Origin of the sequence: Enterobacter sp. BIDMC 26 (assembly GCF_000534435.1) — a bacterium.
GTDB lineage: Bacteria > Pseudomonadota > Gammaproteobacteria > Enterobacterales > Enterobacteriaceae > Enterobacter > Enterobacter ludwigii.
Genome location: NZ_KI973182.1, coordinates 546,307 through 563,783, shown reverse-complemented (window position 1 = coordinate 563,783; position 17,477 = coordinate 546,307). Strand labels below are relative to the sequence as shown.

Annotated in this window: 16 protein-coding genes; 12 read left to right on the top strand and 4 right to left on the bottom strand. The window is 55.9% G+C overall.

The window, feature by feature from the left end:
* The first annotated feature begins 60 nt into the window (after nt 1–60).
* Together L462_RS20580 and ybiJ are read left to right on the top strand one after the other, a co-directional pair.
* On the top strand, nt 61–327 hold the full coding sequence (locus L462_RS20580) for a DksA/TraR family C4-type zinc finger protein (protein ID WP_014169247.1): 267 nt from the start codon (nt 61–63) through the stop codon (nt 325–327).
* Between the two features lie 285 nt (nt 328–612).
* Nucleotides 613–873: a DUF1471 family protein YbiJ gene (gene ybiJ, locus L462_RS20585; protein WP_020884917.1), complete on the top strand. Its 261-nt coding sequence runs from the start codon at nt 613–615 to the stop codon at nt 871–873.
* Between the two features lie 115 nt (nt 874–988).
* Here ybiJ and ybiB read toward each other — a convergent pair whose 3' ends face one another.
* Complete coding sequence (gene ybiB, locus L462_RS20590; protein ID WP_032677728.1) at nt 989–1,951, bottom strand: DNA-binding protein YbiB; 963 nt, start codon at nt 1,949–1,951, stop codon at nt 989–991.
* A gap of 256 nt (nt 1,952–2,207) precedes the next feature.
* Between ybiB and L462_RS20595 the strand changes: the two genes are divergently transcribed.
* From L462_RS20595 to L462_RS20615, 5 genes are all read left to right on the top strand, one after another.
* Nucleotides 2,208–2,744: a fimbrial protein gene (locus L462_RS20595; protein ID WP_032677727.1), complete on the top strand. Its 537-nt coding sequence runs from the start codon at nt 2,208–2,210 to the stop codon at nt 2,742–2,744.
* A 68-nt stretch (nt 2,745–2,812) separates the two neighbouring features.
* The gene (locus tag L462_RS20600) at nt 2,813–3,487 is read left to right on the top strand and encodes a fimbrial biogenesis chaperone (protein ID WP_032677726.1); all 675 of its coding nucleotides are present in this window, start codon (nt 2,813–2,815) and stop codon (nt 3,485–3,487) included.
* 26 nt (nt 3,488–3,513) lie between these two features.
* On the top strand, nt 3,514–6,057 hold the full coding sequence (locus tag L462_RS20605) for a fimbria/pilus outer membrane usher protein (RefSeq protein ID WP_032677725.1): 2,544 nt from the start codon (nt 3,514–3,516) through the stop codon (nt 6,055–6,057).
* Between the two features lie 22 nt (nt 6,058–6,079).
* Nucleotides 6,080–7,069 (top strand): fimbrial protein, encoded by a 990-nt coding sequence (locus L462_RS20610; RefSeq protein WP_020884921.1) that lies wholly within the window; start codon nt 6,080–6,082, stop codon nt 7,067–7,069.
* 5 nt (nt 7,070–7,074) lie between these two features.
* Entirely contained in the window at nt 7,075–7,578 is a 504-nt protein-coding gene (locus L462_RS20615; protein ID WP_025204629.1) for a fimbrial protein, read from the top strand.
* On the opposite strand, the gene dinG is transcribed toward L462_RS20615, so the two are convergent.
* Together dinG and rhlE are read right to left on the bottom strand one after the other, a co-directional pair.
* The gene (gene dinG / locus L462_RS20620; protein WP_032677724.1) at nt 7,565–9,742 is read right to left on the bottom strand and encodes an ATP-dependent DNA helicase DinG; all 2,178 of its coding nucleotides are present in this window, start codon (nt 9,740–9,742) and stop codon (nt 7,565–7,567) included. The two genes, L462_RS20615 and dinG, sit on opposite strands and share 14 nt — an antisense overlap.
* Nucleotides 9,743–9,838: 96 nt before the next feature.
* The gene (rhlE, locus tag L462_RS20625; protein WP_020884924.1) at nt 9,839–11,227 is read right to left on the bottom strand and encodes an ATP-dependent RNA helicase RhlE; all 1,389 of its coding nucleotides are present in this window, start codon (nt 11,225–11,227) and stop codon (nt 9,839–9,841) included.
* A 237-nt stretch (nt 11,228–11,464) separates the two neighbouring features.
* Here rhlE and cecR point away from each other — a divergent pair, with 237 nt between their 5' ends.
* The 5 genes from cecR to L462_RS20650 are packed head-to-tail and all read left to right on the top strand — an operon-like array spanning nt 11,465 to nt 17,105.
* Nucleotides 11,465–12,142 carry a transcriptional regulator CecR gene (gene cecR, locus L462_RS20630; protein WP_014169235.1) on the top strand — a complete coding sequence of 226 codons (678 nt, stop codon included), beginning with the start codon at nt 11,465–11,467 and terminating at the stop codon, nt 12,140–12,142.
* Nucleotides 12,139–13,134, top strand: a complete 996-nt coding sequence (hlyD, locus tag L462_RS20635) for a secretion protein HlyD (protein WP_014169234.1) — start codon at nt 12,139–12,141, stop codon at nt 13,132–13,134. The genes cecR and hlyD overlap by 4 nt, the downstream gene beginning before the upstream one ends.
* Nucleotides 13,127–14,866: an ATP-binding cassette domain-containing protein gene (locus L462_RS20640; protein ID WP_014169233.1), complete on the top strand. Its 1,740-nt coding sequence runs from the start codon at nt 13,127–13,129 to the stop codon at nt 14,864–14,866. The genes hlyD and L462_RS20640 overlap by 8 nt, the downstream gene beginning before the upstream one ends.
* Nucleotides 14,856–15,989 carry an ABC transporter permease gene (locus L462_RS20645; RefSeq protein ID WP_020884927.1) on the top strand — a complete coding sequence of 378 codons (1,134 nt, stop codon included), beginning with the start codon at nt 14,856–14,858 and terminating at the stop codon, nt 15,987–15,989. Before L462_RS20640 ends, L462_RS20645 begins: the two co-directional genes overlap by 11 nt.
* A 9-nt stretch (nt 15,990–15,998) precedes the next feature.
* Nucleotides 15,999–17,105, top strand: a complete 1,107-nt coding sequence (locus L462_RS20650; RefSeq protein WP_014169231.1) for an ABC transporter permease — start codon at nt 15,999–16,001, stop codon at nt 17,103–17,105.
* Here L462_RS20650 and L462_RS20655 read toward each other — a convergent pair.
* On the bottom strand, nt 17,067–17,477 hold the full coding sequence (locus L462_RS20655) for a YbhQ family protein (RefSeq protein WP_014169230.1): 411 nt from the start codon (nt 17,475–17,477) through the stop codon (nt 17,067–17,069). The genes L462_RS20650 and L462_RS20655 overlap by 39 nt on opposite strands.

Here is a 17,477-nt window from a genome sequence, read left to right as displayed (position 1 = left end):
GACTGCACGTTTTTTCACCCCATAGTAAAAACAGGGCTTAACAGATCCCAGGAGTAAACCATGGCTTCCGGTTGGGCGAATGATGACGCCGTTAACGAACAAATCAACAGTACAATTGAAGATGCGGTTGCGCGCGCTCGCGGTGAAATTCCGCGCGGTGAAAGTCTCTATGAATGTGAAGAGTGCGGAGAAGTGATCCCGGAAGCGCGGCGCAAAGCCATACCGGGCGTACGGTTATGCATCGCCTGCCAGCAGGAGAAAGATTCGAAAAATAGCGCACACTCAGGATATAATCGCAGAGGATCGAAAGACAGCCAGCTACGTTGACTTTCCTTTACCGAAGTTAACGGCGCAAGCGGTTACCTTTACGCTCACGGTTTTTTGCGAACCGCGTAGCAAAATGTGCCCTTCTCGTCGCTTCTGTAAAGCGCAGCTACAAGAAGTGTAAAGTCGTCCTCTGAATTTATTAATATTCAATAAGTTATTTGTCATTCAATTTTTTTGAGCAACCACGTCAATTCTCTTCGATTTTCTCTCGCATAAAAAAACGTGATACTTATCACATCGACGGAACATCGTCCCCTTAACAGAATCACCTGCGAGAGATTAATTATGAAAACCATCAAATATGCTGTTGCTGCTGTTGCCCTGTCCGCTCTGTCTTTCGGCGCTTTTGCTGCAGAACCTGTGTCTCCATCTCAGGCGCAGAGCATGAACAAACTCGGTGTGGTAAGTGCTGAAGGCGCGACCACTCTGGACGGTCTGGAAGCGAAACTGGCTGAGAAAGCTGCTGCTGCCGGTGCAAGCGGATACACCATCACCTCCGCGAACACCAATAACAAACTGAGCGGTACTGCGGTTATCTATAAGTAATTGACTGAATGCTCCACCCTCGCCATACCCTCTGGTGAGCTGCTCCAACCCTCATTGACCCTGTTGTTGTTACCCTTGCTTGCCCGTCCGCCACTGGACGGGCTTTTTTTTGGGCTTAAAACGTCTTCCCGACGCGTTCCATCCCTGCCTCTACGGATTCAACTTCACCGGTCGCCAGCAGGCAACAGGCCATCTGCAACTTGATCGCGTGCGGTACCGGAACCTTTCCGGCCAGGCACTGCTCAATCCAGTGGGCGGTGGTATGCGGATCTTTTGCGTCAGGCAGGATCGCGTCGGAGCGCTCTTCCCCTCGCTCGAGAATGGCGCGCGTGCCAGCGGAATCAATCAGCATCATCTGTGGGCAGCGCTGCGGGTTAGCATACACCTCGCCTTCCGTGCCGTGCATCAACAAGGCCCTGCCGCCTATGTCTTCAAAGAATTTCCCCACGCGCGTCACGTACTCCGGGTGAGAGACGCTGGAAAGACGCAGCGCCGCGTCTTCGCCAAACGGCGTAGCCAGTTTCGCCAGCGTATGCGCGCTGTTACGCACGCCCATGCGCCAGCGCATATCAAGCTGCTTCTCCAGCGGGGGGCAGAGTGCTCCGACAGGGATATAAACCGGCTGATGGCCATCAAGCTTCGCCTGTGCCTGGCCGGCATGCCGTGTGGGTTCGATACCCAGCATGCCGAAAATCGTTTCGGTCAGCACGCGGGTTGGATCTTCGCTTACGCCATGCACCACCACCGGGAAGCCCAGCTTGTGCAATAAAATAGCGAGCAGCGGCGTCAGGTTGGCCTGCTTGCGTGCCCCGTTGTAGCTCGGGATCACAATCGGCATCGGTTTTGCCACTGGCGCGTTTAAGCGCAGGGTCTGCGCCTGCATTGCTTCGTAGAAGCCGCGCATCTCCGCTTCGCCTTCTCCTTTGATACGCAGCGCTATCAGGATACCGCCCATTTCAAGGTCGGGTACGTCACCGTTGAGCATATGCGTATAGAGCGCACGAGCGGTTTCATGGTCCAGATCGCGGGCATGATTTTTCCCTCGTCCTACCTCTTTGATAATTTTGCGATAATCCACGACATCTCTCCTGACAGCTTCTTCTTGTTAACAATATAGCCCTGAAGAACGTCTGGCCGTTAGTGTTTTTGAACCGGATCATCCTTCTGTTTTTATGATGAAAAAAGAAACTCAAGCACTATTTCAATTATTTGTGATTGCCGTTGAAGATTCTTACCCCACCCGTTTCTGATTAAATAACCAACGGAAAATCATTTAAGGTCAACGGTGAAAACGTCCAGGCAACGTTCTCACCAGAAACATACCAGGATTTGTTATGAACAAGGTTGCTATAGGTTTATTTATCGCCGCAACGGCAGGATGTTCTGCATCCGCATTTGCGGCAACAAACGGTGAAGGTCAGATTAACTTCACCGGTGAAATTATTGATTCTGCTTGTCAGGTAGTGAACGGGTTAAGTAATCCATTAAATGTTCAGTTAGGCAAAGTGTCTAAAACGGTATTTACCGGGGCTGGATCAACCAGCACATTAACCAAGTTTGATATTCAATTAAAGAATTGCCCGGAGACCGTGACTTCCGCCGCCATTAACTTCGGTGGCACGCCGGATCCGGATAACAACACTACGCTTGCATTAACGCCGGATGTTGATGCTGCAATAGGTGTCGCTATTCAGCTGGTGGACGCGTCTGAGCAACCGGTGAGTTTGTATACGCCCTCTCAGCAATATCCGTTAGCCTCCGGTACGGCGGTCAATAACCTGGAGTTTGGAGCCCGTTATATTCAGACCCAGGCCGCAATCACCGCAGGACTGGCAAACGCCGTGTCGACCTTCACCGTTATTTATAACTGATATTATCCATCCTGAGATATTAGCTCTGTTCTGAGAGTTAATATCTCTTCTTTTATTGAGATACCTTTATGCGCCACGGTTATTTACTGAGTGCTCTTTTACTGGTAGCCGCCACTTCCCATGCCGGTGTCGTTATTAATGGCACACGCCTGGTCTATCAGGGCGACAAAAAGGAGTCGTCTCTGGGTCTTTCAAACCCAGATGCCACGGATTATCTGGTACAGTCCTGGGTTGATTCTGGCGGTAAAAACCCGGCTAAAGCCCCCTTCCTGATCACCCCACCGCTGTTTCGTCTCGATGCGAAAGAGGATAACGTCCTGCGTGTCGTGCGCACCGGCGGAAATTTGCCCGAGGATCGTGAATCTCTTTACTGGCTTAATATCAAAGCTATTCCCTCGTCAAAGCACGTCGAAGGGGTAAATACCCTGCAGATTGCCATTAATACACGCATTAAATTGTTGTATCGCCCGTCAGCAATAACAGGCAAACCCGAGGCTGTGGCGGACAAGCTTCAGTGGCATCGTGAAGGTCACGACCTGGTTGTGAATAACCCGACGCCTTTCTATATGAATTTCCAGACGGTGATGCTTAACGGCCATAAAGTGGATAAAGCCACCTGGGCAGTCCCCAAAACGGAAACGCACTTTGCCTTACCCGATAATGCCAGCGGGTCGACCGTCACCTACTCCATTATTACTGATTACGGCAGCATCAGTCAGACCTGGTCGGCATCCGTTCATTAACACCCACTCAGGCTATTAATATCATCATGTACAGCCATAAAAAGCCGTTCATCCATCGCCTTTCTTCAATGCTGGTCATTTTATGTGGCCTGGCACTGGCGATCTTTGCGCAGCAGGTTATGGCTGATGATTATTTCAACCCGGCATTACTGGATATTGATAATCCTCAACAGGGGAAAACCGACCTGTCTGTTTATGAAAAAGGACCGGGACAAGCCCCCGGGAAATATCAGGTCAATATTTTCATCAACAATAATAAAATTGATACCCGTGATGTCACGTTCAAATTAATAAAAGACGCTCAGGGCAATCATTCTCTTCAACCCTGCTTTAGCCTGGATGAGCTAAAAAACCTTGGGATCAAAACCCGGCAGTATCCCGCGCTGATGGCTAAAGGCCAGTGCGCCGATATAAACGCCATTCCCGCGGCATTCGCAACGTTTCAGGTTCGTCATCAGCAACTGTTGCTCAGTATTCCACAAACGGCACTGGGCCAGGTCCCACGCGGGTATATCGACCCGAAAACGTTCGACGAAGGGATCACCGCAGGTCTGCTGAACTACAGCGCCACCGCCAGCCAGAGCCATGCCCGTGTACAGGGAGAGCAGGATAACAGCAGCCAGTACGTTAACCTGCGCCCGGGCCTCAATGTGGGCGCCTGGCGCATACGCAATTATTCCACGTGGAATCGCAGCACAACGGGCAACGACGAAGAGCACAGGTTCTCCTCCGTCTACACCTATGCTCAACGCGATATCGTGGCGATGAAAAGCGATATGACCGTCGGGCAAAGCACCTCCCCGTCGGACGTTTTCGACAGCGTGCCCTATACCGGGGTTGAGCTGAAATCCGATACCGACATGCTCCCGGACAGTGAAAAAGGCTATGCGCCGATTATTCGCGGCACTGCCCACAGCAATGCGCTGGTGATGGTTCGTCAGAACGGTTACGTCATTTATCAGAACACGGTCGCACCCGGTGCGTTTGAAATTAACGATCTCTATCCCACCGGCAGCAGCGGCGATCTGCAGGTCACCGTGAAAGAGACCGACGGCAGCGAAAGTCACTTTGTCGTGCCCTACGCCTCGGTCCCGGTACTGCAGCGTGAAAAGAATCTCCGCTACAGCGTGACTGCCGGGCGTTACCGGTCTTACGACAAAGACGTCGAACAAACCCCGTTTGCCGAGGGCAGCGCCATCTACGGCATGCCATTGGGTTTCACCGCCTACGGTGGTGCGCAGCAGAGTCGCCATTATCAGTCCCGGGCGTTGGGCGTCGGGAAAAACCTGGGCGATTTGGGTGCTTTCTCCCTTGATGTCACCCGCGCCAAAGCGCTGCTGAAAAAGCAGCAGGCCAGCAAAGGCCGCTCCTGGCGCGTTCGCTACAGCAAAGATTTTGTCGCCTCGGGCACTCACTTCTCCCTGGCGGGCTATCGCTACAACAGCAAAGGGTTTTACACCCTGGAAGACACGATGGAGTCTTACACCCGTTCAGACAACGGGTCTGCGCCGCAGCAGCGACGTGCCCGAACGGAAGCCACCGTCGACCAGACGCTGCCCGCGGGCTGGGGCTCTGTCACCCTGAGCCTGGTCAAAGAGACCTACTGGAGCCAGAGCCAGGATATGACCTCCATGAGCGTCAGCTACAACAACAGCTGGCACGGCGTCAGCTACAGCCTGAGCTACAGCATGAACAAAAACACCCAGGACAGCGATACGAACGGTGAGGATGTGATGAACGACAACCAGTTCTCGTTAAACGTCTCCGTTCCACTGGATCGCTGGATGCATAACACCTGGGCCACCTACAACCTCAACAACACCAAAGACGGTACGACGCAGAACATCGGCCTTAACGGTACCGCGCTGAAGGGAGACAACCTCAACTGGAATATTCAGGAGGGGCTGAGCAGCACCGGTAGCGGAAACTCCACCAGCATGAACGCCGATTATAAAGCGACCTATGGCGAAGTGAGTGGCGGGGTAAGCCAGGATAAATACCAGCAAACCGTAAACGTCGGGCTGCAGGGTGGCGCGATCGTGCACGCCAACGGGATAACCCTGAGCCAGCCGCTCGGAGAGACCATTGCGCTGGTGAAAGCACCGGGAACACACGGTACGCATATCGCCAATCAGACGGGCGTTGAGACCGACTTCCGCGGCTATACCGTCGTGCCGTTTGTTATCCCTTATCGCCACAATACCATTGCGCTGGATACCGAAACCCTACCCGACGAGGCCGACGTGACGCACGCAGCGTACGTTGTGACCCCGACACGCGGGGCCGTGGTGCGCGCCAGCTTTAATACCCGCGTGGGCAGCCGCGTCCTGATGACGCTGACGCACAACGGTAAACCGCTGCCCTTCGGTGCGACGGTAACAACGGAGGATAAGGACAGCGAATTTATTGTCGGCAATGACGGCCAGACCTATCTCTCCGGCCTGCCAAAGCAAGGGCATCTCGCCGTCACCTGGGGACAAGATGCGAGCGAGCACTGCGAGGCCGACTACGTCCTTACGGATGAGACAGAGAAAACCAACATCCTTAACGCTGCTGCGCAGTGCCACTGATTCACCGTTCAGGCAAACGATTATGCAAATGATTAAACAGTGCTTTTTCTTCCTGGTCCTGGGAACCGCCGCGTTATTTATGCCACATGCTAACGCGCTCTGTACCTCCTCCGATCTGCCAAAACAGATTAATGTGGCCTCCGTATCCGTCTCGAGCACGTTGCCGGTAGGTGCCACCATTCCAGGCACCGAACAGACCGTTCACGTGGCGGGCAACTGCTATAACCCTTCTGACTTCGGGCTTCCGATTGTTGCGTGCTATTACGGCGCAGGTCTGGAGATCCCCGGTCTTTCTGGGGTGTATGAATCAGGGCTGGAAGGAATTGGCGTAGCGCTGATGAATGACAAAGGCCAGCGAATTACCGGTGCCGGGGGAATTTACTGTAACTCAAGCGGCACGCCGCTGGGTTATGTCTCCAACGACATTTCTGAGTCCTTTAACTTTAATGTCACGCTGGAACTGGTGAAAACGAGCAATACGGTCAAATCAGGTTCGCTTTCTCAGGCGGAGTCTAAATTTGGTGTCGGGGTTTATCAGCATGAAGGCATCAGCGATCCCAATACGATTTCCTATGCGGGCAATGTGAATCTCGAAACGGTTACCTGCTCTGTCCTGCCTAAAAATCTCACCGTGAATCTGGGCGATTTTCCCGTCAGTGATTTTATCAGTATCGGGTTGCTATCCAGCCCTGCACAAAACTTTGACGTCACGATTAATTGCGACAGCACCGTCCAGCCTGAGCTAAAGGTGACCAGCGCAAACGGCTACGAAACGGCATTCGAAGGGGTGATCAAATTGACTCAGCAGAACGGCATGGCAACCGGCGTGGGCGTGAGAATGCTCTTTGATGACCATCTCGCCACCTTTGACACCTATGTCAGCACCCGAAGCCAGGCCATCGCCAACGAAACCCTGCGAATACCGTTCGAGGTTCGTTACGAACAGGTCAGCAACGTGGTGACACCGGGGCCGGCCAATACCGTGGCGACGATCACTCTGGCTTATAAGTGACCAACATGAAAAAGACACTTGCGATCCTGATTCTCGGCTTGATTGCCCGGGCACAGGCGGACGATATTCAGATCCAGATGACAGGCAATATTTACGCCAACACCTGCATTATTGACAGCGCCAGCCGCAACCTGACGGTGGATTTAGGCCAGGCGGTATCAGGGGATTTTAAAAATGTGGGCGATACCGGCGCGTGGAAAGACTTTACGCTCTCGGTCTCACATTGCCCTCCCACACTTGCGCTGGCGACCGCCTTTTTCTATGGTCAGGCCGACAGTACGCACCCGACAAAATTCGCCAATATCGGCAGTGCGAAAGGGTTGGCTCTGGAACTGGCAGACCGCCAGGACAATATACTCATTGCCCCGCAGGCAGCCTTTAACGTTCCGGTTAACTCAGCGGACCACACGGCAACGTTTCCTCTGGCTGCCCGCTATTATGCCAGCGCATTGCCCGTCACCGCCGGAACGTTTAACAGTGTGGTCCAGGTGACCTTTACTTACCAGTAGAACCGCGCCCCTTCGTACGGACGCTTTTACGCCGCCCGGCGGCAGGTTTTGCCGGACGTTTTTTAACGTCGGGCACGTCCGGCTGTTCAATCGGAAAAACCGGCAGAGCGTTGAGTAACCGCTGGCCGTAATTTTTGGTGAGCAGACGTTTGTCATAAATCACCACCTCTCCCCAGCAGCTGTGGCTACGGATGAGACGCCCCACCTGCTGAATCAGATTAAACGATGCCGCGGGTAAGCTTTGGACCTCGAACGGATAGCGATTGAGGCTTTTGAGCCATTCACCTTCGGTGATGACGACCGGGCTGTCGATGGGCGGGAAGGCGATTTTATGGATATGCACCTGCGTCAGGTAATCCCCCTTCAGATCCAGCCCCTCCGCGAATGACTGCAGCCCGATCAGCACGCTACGTTCCCCGTTATCAATGCGTTTGCGGTGCAGCTCTACCAGCCGGTAGCGGGGCTGATCGCCCTGCACCAGCAACAGTAATCGCAGGTCGGTAACGTGCTCCAGAAAACGCTGCATCGCCCTTCCACTGGCAAACAGGACCAGCATGCCGGGATGTTTTTCACTCTCCAGCTGCTCGCGGAAATACGCTGCCATTTCGGCAATGTGCTGTTCTTCGTTGTCGATAAGCGGCTCATACTTCATGCGCGGAATGACCAGCTTGCCCTGTTCGCAGTGGTTAAACGGCGAATCCAGCGCCACAAAACGATCGCCGGCTTTCTCTTTCAGCCCGCTCATCTCCTGTAAACGGGAGAAACTGTTCAGGGAACGCAACGTCGCGGAAGTCACTACCACGTGCGGCACGCTGCGCCAGATAAGCTTTTCCAGCTGATCGGCAACACGAATCCCCACGCAGTGGAAAAACAGGTGCGCCTGCCCGTCTTTCACGTCACGGGTTGCCCATTTGGTGACCGGCGCACCGGACGCCTGCGCCATCGAGGCCAGACGCCAGAGCTTGCTCTGGGCTTCGAACATGCCCAACGCACGGTTCATCTGCAGCAGAATGCGGTGCAAACGCACCACGTCGTGGGTACCGGTTTTCTCACTGAGATCGTTTAAGAACATCTCCGCCAGCCCGCGCAGCTTTTCAAGGTGCTTCGCCAGCTGCTGGCAGATCTCCATCACCTCGTCGGGCAGCTCTCCCATCGCAAAGCGATGCTCTGCTTCCTGGGTCGCCGGGAGATAAAGATTGAGGATGTTATTCAGGGAAGCAATAAGGCTGTAGACCGCTTCGCAATGTTCGCTCAGCCGCTCGGGCACCGCCAGCGGCGGCGTGGTTTTCGGGCGGAACTGCTCCATACAGGTCGCCACCAGCTTGCAGAACAGATCCAGCTGCAGGCGGAACCACGGCGCGGTGATTTCGGCGCTCATCTCCAGCGCATCCCGCGCCACATCCGGCAAATGGTGGCCTTCATCGAGCACCAGCAGCAGGTTTTTGGGCTCCGGCAGGACGGCCTCACTCTCCAGCGCGGCCATGACCAGCGCGTGGTTAGCGACAACCACCTCCGCTTCCTGAATCTCCCGCCGTGCGACAAAGAACGGGCACTCGCGGTAGTAGTGGCAGTTGCGGTTAAGGCAACTGGCTTTATCGGTGCTGAGCCTGCGCCACAAATCATCGCTGATGGCATGGCTGGTGTGATCGCGAAGGCCGTCCCACTTGTAGCTGTCGAGCTCGGTTTTTAGCTTCGCGCACTGCTCCTGTTCCGCTTTGTTGTTCGGCGTCAGTTCATCATCCAGGAAGGCCAGCAGATCCTGCTGAGAGGGCTCACTGCTGGCGAGAGCCGCGAGATTGCGCGGACACACATAACGCCCACGGCCAAAGGCGGCTGTAAATCGCAGTTCAGGGATGATTTTGCGCAGCAGCGGCAGGTCTTTGCTGAAGATTTGATCCTGCAGGGCCACGTTAGCGGTGCTGACCACCAGCGTTTTTTGCTCTTCCCGCGCAATGGCAATGCCCGGGATTAAATACGAAAGGGTTTTCCCGACACCCGTCGGGGCTTCAATCGCCAGATGTCGTCCGTCGTCCCCGGAGAGCGTTTTTGCCACATCAGCAATCATCTGCCGCTGAGGCGCTCGGGGGATAAAATCGGGGATCTGCTGTTGTAGCGCCTTATACCAGGCGCCAATTTGCGCTTTGAGCGCCGCGGTTAAAGCCATCGGAGGACCTGAAATACTGTATAAACAGCCACTATTGTGGCACTTTCTTTCCGCTGCCGCAAAAGAAAAGCCCGGCTTTACGACCGGGCTTCCAGATTACTGCGGGTTAGCAGGTTTACGCGGGCGGCGTCGGCGCTGCCCTTCCCCTGCCGGTTTCCCCTCGCCGCTACGCCATGGGCTTTCACCGCCTGGCTTAGCCTCTGTATTACGACGCGGAGGTTTGCCCGCGGCTTTCGGTGCACCGCCTTCAGAACGACGCGGCTGCTGACTGCGCCCCCCGCCACCCTGACCACGACCACCGCCGCCGCCCTGACGGCCATTCTGAATAGGCTCCGCCTTGATGGACGGGTCCACGTCATAGCCCGGGGTTTCGATGCGCGGGATCTCTTTTCTCAGCAGACGTTCGATATCACGCAGCAGTTTGTGTTCATCCACACACACCAGCGAAAGCGCTTCACCGGTTGCCGCCGCACGACCGGTACGACCGATACGGTGAACATAGTCTTCCGGTACGTTTGGCAGCTCGTAGTTTACGACGTGCGGCAGCTCTTCAATATCCAGACCACGGGCAGCAATGTCGGTGGCAACCAGGACGCGAATGTCACCGGATTTAAATTCAGCCAGCGCGCGGGTACGTGCCCCCTGGCTTTTGTTGCCGTGGATCGCCGCGCTGCGGATACCGTCTTTATTCAGCTGTTCCGCCAGATGGTTAGCGCCGTGCTTGGTACGGGTAAAGACCAGCACCTGCTGCCAGTTGCCCTGACCAATCATATGGGAGAGCAGTTCCCGCTTACGCTTTTTATCAACGAAGTGCACGTGCTGGGTAATTTGCTCAGAGGCGGTATTACGGCGCGCCACTTCCACTTCCAGCGGGTTATGCAGCAGTTTTTCCGCCAGCGCCTTGATCTCATCAGAGAAGGTGGCAGAGAACAGCAGGTTCTGACGACGCGGCGGCAGCTTAGCCAGCACGCGACGAATGTCGTGGATAAAGCCCATATCCAGCATGCGGTCAGCTTCGTCCAGCACCAGGATTTCGATGCTATCAAGCTTCAGGGCATTCTGGTGCTCAAGATCCAACAGACGACCCGGCGTTGCCACCAGCACGTCCACGCCACCGCGCAGCTTCATCATCTGCGGGTTAATGCTTACTCCACCGAAAACCACCAGCGAGCGAATGTTGAGATAGCGGCTGTACTCACGCACGTTCTCACCAATCTGGGCCGCCAGCTCACGCGTTGGGGTGAGGATCAGGGCACGCACCGGACGACGTCCTTTGGCGTGCGGCTGATTTTTTACCAGCAACTCTAACAGCGGCAGGGTAAAACCCGCGGTCTTACCGGTACCGGTCTGGGCGCTGGCCATCAGGTCGCGGCCCTGCAGAACGGCCGGAATAGCCTGCTGCTGGATTGGGGTTGGCTCGACGTAGCCCTGCTCTGCGATAGCGCGCAAAATTTCAGGGTTCAGGCCAAGGGAATCAAAAGACATAAAAACTCCGAACCGCCCCGACCATCACAGGTGTAGTTTTCAGGGAGATATAACGAATAGGGAAGGACAAAAACCACAATGTCGTGAAGCAGCGGAGTGTAGCAGGTTTTGTGACGTGGCGCATAAAATATCCCGCGGCGCTGCGTTGACGAAAGATTTCCCGCCGTGTGGTCACTGGACAAAAAGGGCAACCGGGCATAATGTTAATCAATCGATTGATTAATTTTTAAAACCGCCATGAATACGACCCCAACGACATCGAAAGGTGAACAGGCCAAAAACCAGCTTATTGCCGCCGCGCTGGCGCAGTTTGGCGAATATGGTCTGCATGCCACCACGCGGGACATCGCGGCGCAGGCCGGGCAAAACATTGCGGCCATTACCTACTATTTTGGCTCAAAAGAGGATTTGTACCTCGCCTGTGCCCAGTGGATCGCCGACTTTATCGGTAACCATTTTCGGCCACACGTTGAAGAGGCCAGCGGGCTATTGAGCCAGCCGTCGCCGGATCGCGCCGCCATCAGGCAGCTGATTATCAGCGCCTGCGACAATATGATTCGCCTGCTGACCCACGACGAGACGCTGAGCCTGAGTAAGTTCATCTCCCGTGAGCAGCTCTCCCCTACGGCGGCTTACCAGCGAGTGCACGATCAGGTGATTGCCCCGATGCATACGCACCTGACCCGGCTGATCGCGGCCTATACCGGACGAGACGCCGACGATACCGAGACTATTTTGCATACCCACGCCCTGCTGGGTGAAATTCTCGCCTTCCGTCTTGGGCGCGAAACGATCCTGTTACGCACCGGCTGGACACAATTTGATGAGGATAAAGCCGCGCAGATTAGCCAGGTCATCACCTGTCATCTCGATCTGATCCTGCAAGGCTTAACGCAAAGGAGCCTGAAGTCATGAAAAAACCTGTCGCCATCATTCTGGTGGTCGTTGTTCTGCTTGCCGCAGGTATCGGCGGCTGGCTGTGGTATCAAAGTCACCAGGACAGAGGCCTGACGCTGTACGGTAACGTCGATATTCGCACCGTGAATATGAGTTTCCGCGTCGGGGGGCGCCTGGCCTCCCTCACCGTTGATGAAGGCGATACCATCAAAACCGGTCAGATGCTGGGGATGCTCGACAAGGCCCCGTACGAGAACGCGCTGATGCAGGCGAAAGCAGGCGTTTCCGTGGCGCAGGCGCAATATGACCTGATGCTGGCCGGCTACCGTGACGAAGAGATTGCTCAGGCCGCCGCCGCGGTCAAACAGGCGCAGGCCGCCTATGACTACGCGCAAAACTTCTATGCTCGTCAGCAGGGCCTGTGGAAAAGCCGCACCATTTCTGCCAACGACCTGGAAAACGCCCGCTCCTCCCGCGACCAGGCCCAGGCGACGCTGAAATCCGCCCAGGATAAATTAAGCCAGTACCACACCGGTAACCGCCCGCAGGACATCGCGCAGGCAAAAGCCAGCCTGGAACAGGCGCAGGCGCAGCTGGCGCAGGCGGAACTGGATCTGCACGACACCACGCTCATTGCCCCGTCTGACGGCACGCTGATGACCCGCGCCGTGGAGCCGGGCAGCATGTTAAGTGCGGGGAGCACCGTCCTGACGCTTTCTCTGACGCGTCCGGTATGGGTGCGCGCCTACATTGATGAGCCTAACCTCGGCCAGATGCAGCCGGGCCGCGAGCTGCTGCTCTACACCGACGGTCGGCCGGATAAACCGTATCATGGCAAAGTTGGCTTTGTGTCGCCGACGGCTGAATTCACGCCCAAAACGGTTGAAACGCCGGATCTGCGTACCGACCTGGTTTATCGCCTGCGCATCATCGTGACCGATGCCGACGACGCGCTGCGTCAGGGCATGCCTGTCACCGTAAAAGTCAGCGACGGGGAACGACATGAATGACGCGGTTATTCAGCTCAACAATCTGGTCAAACGCTTCGCGGGGATGGAAAAACCTGCCGTCGCCCCGCTGAACTGTACCATTCAGAAAGGCTATGTGACCGGGCTGGTTGGCCCGGACGGCGCAGGCAAAACGACGCTGATGCGGATGCTGGCGGGTTTGTTAAAGCCCGATGAAGGAACCGCCAGCGTGCTCGGACTCGACCCGATTAAAGACGATGGCGCGCTCCATGCCATGCTGGGCTATATGCCGCAGAAGTTTGGTCTGTATGAAGACCTGACGGTGATGGAAAACCTCAATCTGTATGCTGACCTGCGCAGCGTCACTGGCGAAGCCCGTCAGAAGACCTTTGCCCGTTTGCTGGAATTTACCTCGCTTGGCCCCTTCACCGACCGGCTGGCGGGCAAGCTCTCCGGCGGGATGAAACAGAAGCTGGGGCTGGCCTGTACGCTGGTGGGCGAGCCGAAGGTTCTCTTGCTCGATGAACCCGGCGTGGGCGTCGACCCGATTTCGCGCCGCGAGCTGTGGCAGATGGTGCATGAGTTAGCCGGCGATGGGATGCTGATCCTCTGGAGCACCTCGTACCTTGATGAAGCGGAACAGTGCCGTGACGTTCTGCTGATGAACGAAGGTGAGCTGCTTTATCAGGGGGAGCCGACCACGCTGACGCAGAGCATGGCTGGACGCAGCTTCCTGTTGCACAGCGCCCAGGCCTCCAACCGTCAGCTGCTGCAGCGGGTGCTAAAGCTGCCTCAGGTCAGCGACGGAATGATTCAGGGCCGTTCGGTGCGCGTGATCCTCACGAAAGAGGCGACCGCGGACGATATACGCCGTGCACCGGGAATGCCTGAAATTGAGATGGAGGAGACCGCGCCACGCTTTGAAGATGCGTTTATCGATCTGCTCGGCGGCGCAGGGACATCAGAATCCCCCCTCGCCGCGATCCTGCACACGGTTGAAGGCACGCCGGGTGAAACGGTGATTGAAGCCAAATCCCTCACCAAAAAGTTTGGGGATTTCGCCGCCACCGATAACGTCAATTTCGCGGTGAAACGCGGTGAGATTTTTGGCCTGCTCGGGCCAAACGGCGCCGGGAAATCGACCACTTTTAAGATGATGTGCGGCCTGCTGGTACCTACCTCGGGGAAAGCGCTGGTGCTCGACATGGACCTGAAGGTCAGCTCCGGCAAGGCGCGTCAGCATCTGGGCTATATGGCGCAAAAATTCTCGCTGTATGGCAACCTGACGGTCGAGCAGAACCTGCGCTTTTTCTCCGGCGTGTACGGCCTGCGGGGCCGCGCGCAGAACGAGAAAATCCACCGCATGAGCGAGGCCTTTGGCCTGACGGGCATTGCTTCCCATGCCACCGACGAACTGCCGCTCGGTTTCAAGCAGCGGCTGGCGCTGGCCTGCTCATTAATGCATGAGCCCGATATCCTGTTTCTCGATGAGCCGACCTCCGGCGTTGACCCCCTCACCCGCCGCGAGTTCTGGCTGCATATTAACAGCATGGTGGAGAAAGGGGTCACGGTCATGGTAACCACCCACTTTATGGATGAGGCGGAATACTGCGACCGCATCGGGCTGGTGTATCGCGGCAAGCTGATTGCCCACGGTACGCCGGACGACCTGAAAGAACAGGCCGCCGATGACGAGGTGCCGGACCCGACCATGGAACAGGCGTTTATTACCCTCATCCACGACTGGGATAAGGAGAATGCCCATGCGCAATAACGCCATTTCATGGCGCAGGGTGCGTGCGTTGTGTATCAAAGAGACGCGCCAGATCGTGCGTGACCCCAGCAGCTGGCTGATCGCTGTGGTGATCCCCCTGCTGCTGCTCTTTATCTTTGGCTACGGGATCAACCTCGACTCCAGCAAACTGCGGGTCGGGATTTTGCTGGAGCAGCAGAGCGAAGAGGCGCTTGATTTCACCCACACCATGACCGGCTCCCCTTACATTGACGCCACCATCAGCGACAACCGGCAGGCGCTAATCCAGATGATGCAGGCCGGGAAGATACGCGGGCTGGTGGTGATCCCGGTGGATTTTGCCGCCAACATGGCGCGCACCGATGCCAGTGCGCCGGTGCAGGTGATCACCGACGGCAGCGAGCCAAACACCGCGAACTTTGTACAAGGCTATGTGGAGGGTATCTGGCAGCTGTGGCAAATGCAGCGTGCCGAAGATCGCGGGGAAACCTTCGAACCGCTGATCGACGTGCAGACGCGCTACTGGTTTAACCCTGCGGCCATTAGCCAGCATTTTATTATCCCGGGTGCGGTGACCATCATCATGACGGTTATTGGCGCCATTTTGACCTCGCTGGTGATTGCCCGCGAGTGGGAACGCGGCACCATGGAAGCGCTGCTGTCTACCGAGGTCACACGGGTTGAACTGCTGCTCTGTAAGCTTATCCCCTACTACTTCCTCGGCATGCTGGCGATGCTGCTCTGCATGCTGGTCTCGGTGTTTATCCTCGGCGTGCCGTACCGCGGATCGCTGGTGGTGCTGTTCTTTATCACCAGTCTGTTTTTACTGAGCACCCTCGGGATGGGGCTGCTTATCTCCACCATCACCCGTAATCAGTTCAACGCCGCGCAGGTGGCCCTGAACGCCGCCTTTTTACCGTCGATTATGCTGTCCGGGTTTATTTTCCAGATAGACAGCATGCCCGCCGTGATCCGTGCCGTGACCTACATTATTCCGGCGCGCTACTTCGTGAGTACGCTGCAAAGCCTGTTCCTGGCGGGGAATATTCCGGTGGTGTTGATCATCAACACGCTGTTTTTGCTGGCATCGGCGACGATGTTTATTGGGCTGACGTGGATAAAGACCAAACGGCGTCTGGATTAAGGAGCGAACATGTTTCACCGTTTATGGACATTGATACGCAAAGAGCTGCAGTCGCTGCTGCGCGAGCCGCAGACGCGCGCCATTCTGGTATTACCGGTGTTGCTTCAGGTGTTGCTCTTCCCGTTTGCCGCCACGCTGGAGGTGACTAACGCCACCATTGCTATCTACAACGAAGATAATGGCAAACATTCCGTCGAATTGACGCAGCGTTTCGCCCGGGCGAAGGCTTTTACCCACATCCTGCTGCTGAAAAGCCCGCAGGAGATCCAGCCCACCATCGATACGCAAAAAGCGTTATTGCTGGTGCGTTTTCCGGCCGATTTTTCCCGCAACCTGGATACCTTCCAGACGGCACCAATGCAGTTAATCCTCGACGGGCGCAACTCCAACAGCGCCCAGATTGCAGCCAACTATCTTCAGCAGGTGGTGAAAGATTACCAACAGGAGTTGATGGACGGGAAACCGAAACCTAACAACAGCGAGCTGGTGGTGCGCAACTGGTATAACCCGAATCTGGATTACAAATGGTTCGTGGTGCCATCGCTGATCGCCATGATCACCACCATCGGAGTGATGATCGTAACGTCGCTCTCCGTCGCCCGTGAGCGCGAACAGGGGACGCTCGATCAGCTGCTGGTTTCCCCGCTCGCAACATGGCAAATTTTCGTCGGCAAAGCGGTTCCGGCGCTGATTGTCGCGACCTTCCAGGCCACCATCGTGCTGGGCGTGGGAATATGGGCCTACCAGATCCCGTTCGCCGGTTCGCTGGCACTGTTCTACTTCACGATGGTGATTTACGGGCTGTCGCTGGTCGGGTTTGGACTGCTGATTTCCGCGCTCTGCTCTACCCAGCAGCAGGCATTTATTGGCGTGTTCGTCTTTATGATGCCGGCGATTTTGCTTTCGGGTTACGTCTCGCCCGTCGAGAACATGCCGGTATGGTTACAGGATTTGACGTGGATAAACCCGATTCGGCACTTCACGGATATCACCAAGCAGATCTATCTGAAGGATGCGAGTCTGGACATTGTCTGGGGAAGTTTGTGGCCGCTACTGATCATAGCGGCCACGACGGGCTCAGTGGCGTACGTGATGTTTAGACGAAACATCGCGTAGCTTTTTCTCTTTGGTCAGTAACGAGACCACGGCAGGCCCTGCGAGGATTGCCAGACCGGCCAGGGCCAGCAGCAGGTTGTTTTGCAGCACACGCGACAGCAACCAAAGCACAATCATCGCCGCACCAAAGTACCAGGTGGTGGTGAGCTCTTCGAGCACATCACCCACCTCACGCCAGCGTGCTTCGTGGTGGCGCTGTAAAAACAGCATCGACAGTACGGTGACGCCATAGAGGACGCATAGCCCTAAGCCGACCCGCACCAGCGTGCCGCTCATCCAGCCCATCACCAGTACGGCCACGACCAGTAAATGCAACATTATCTGCCAGCAACTCAGGCCAGTTGCGACACGAACGCGTTGTTGCCACTTCAT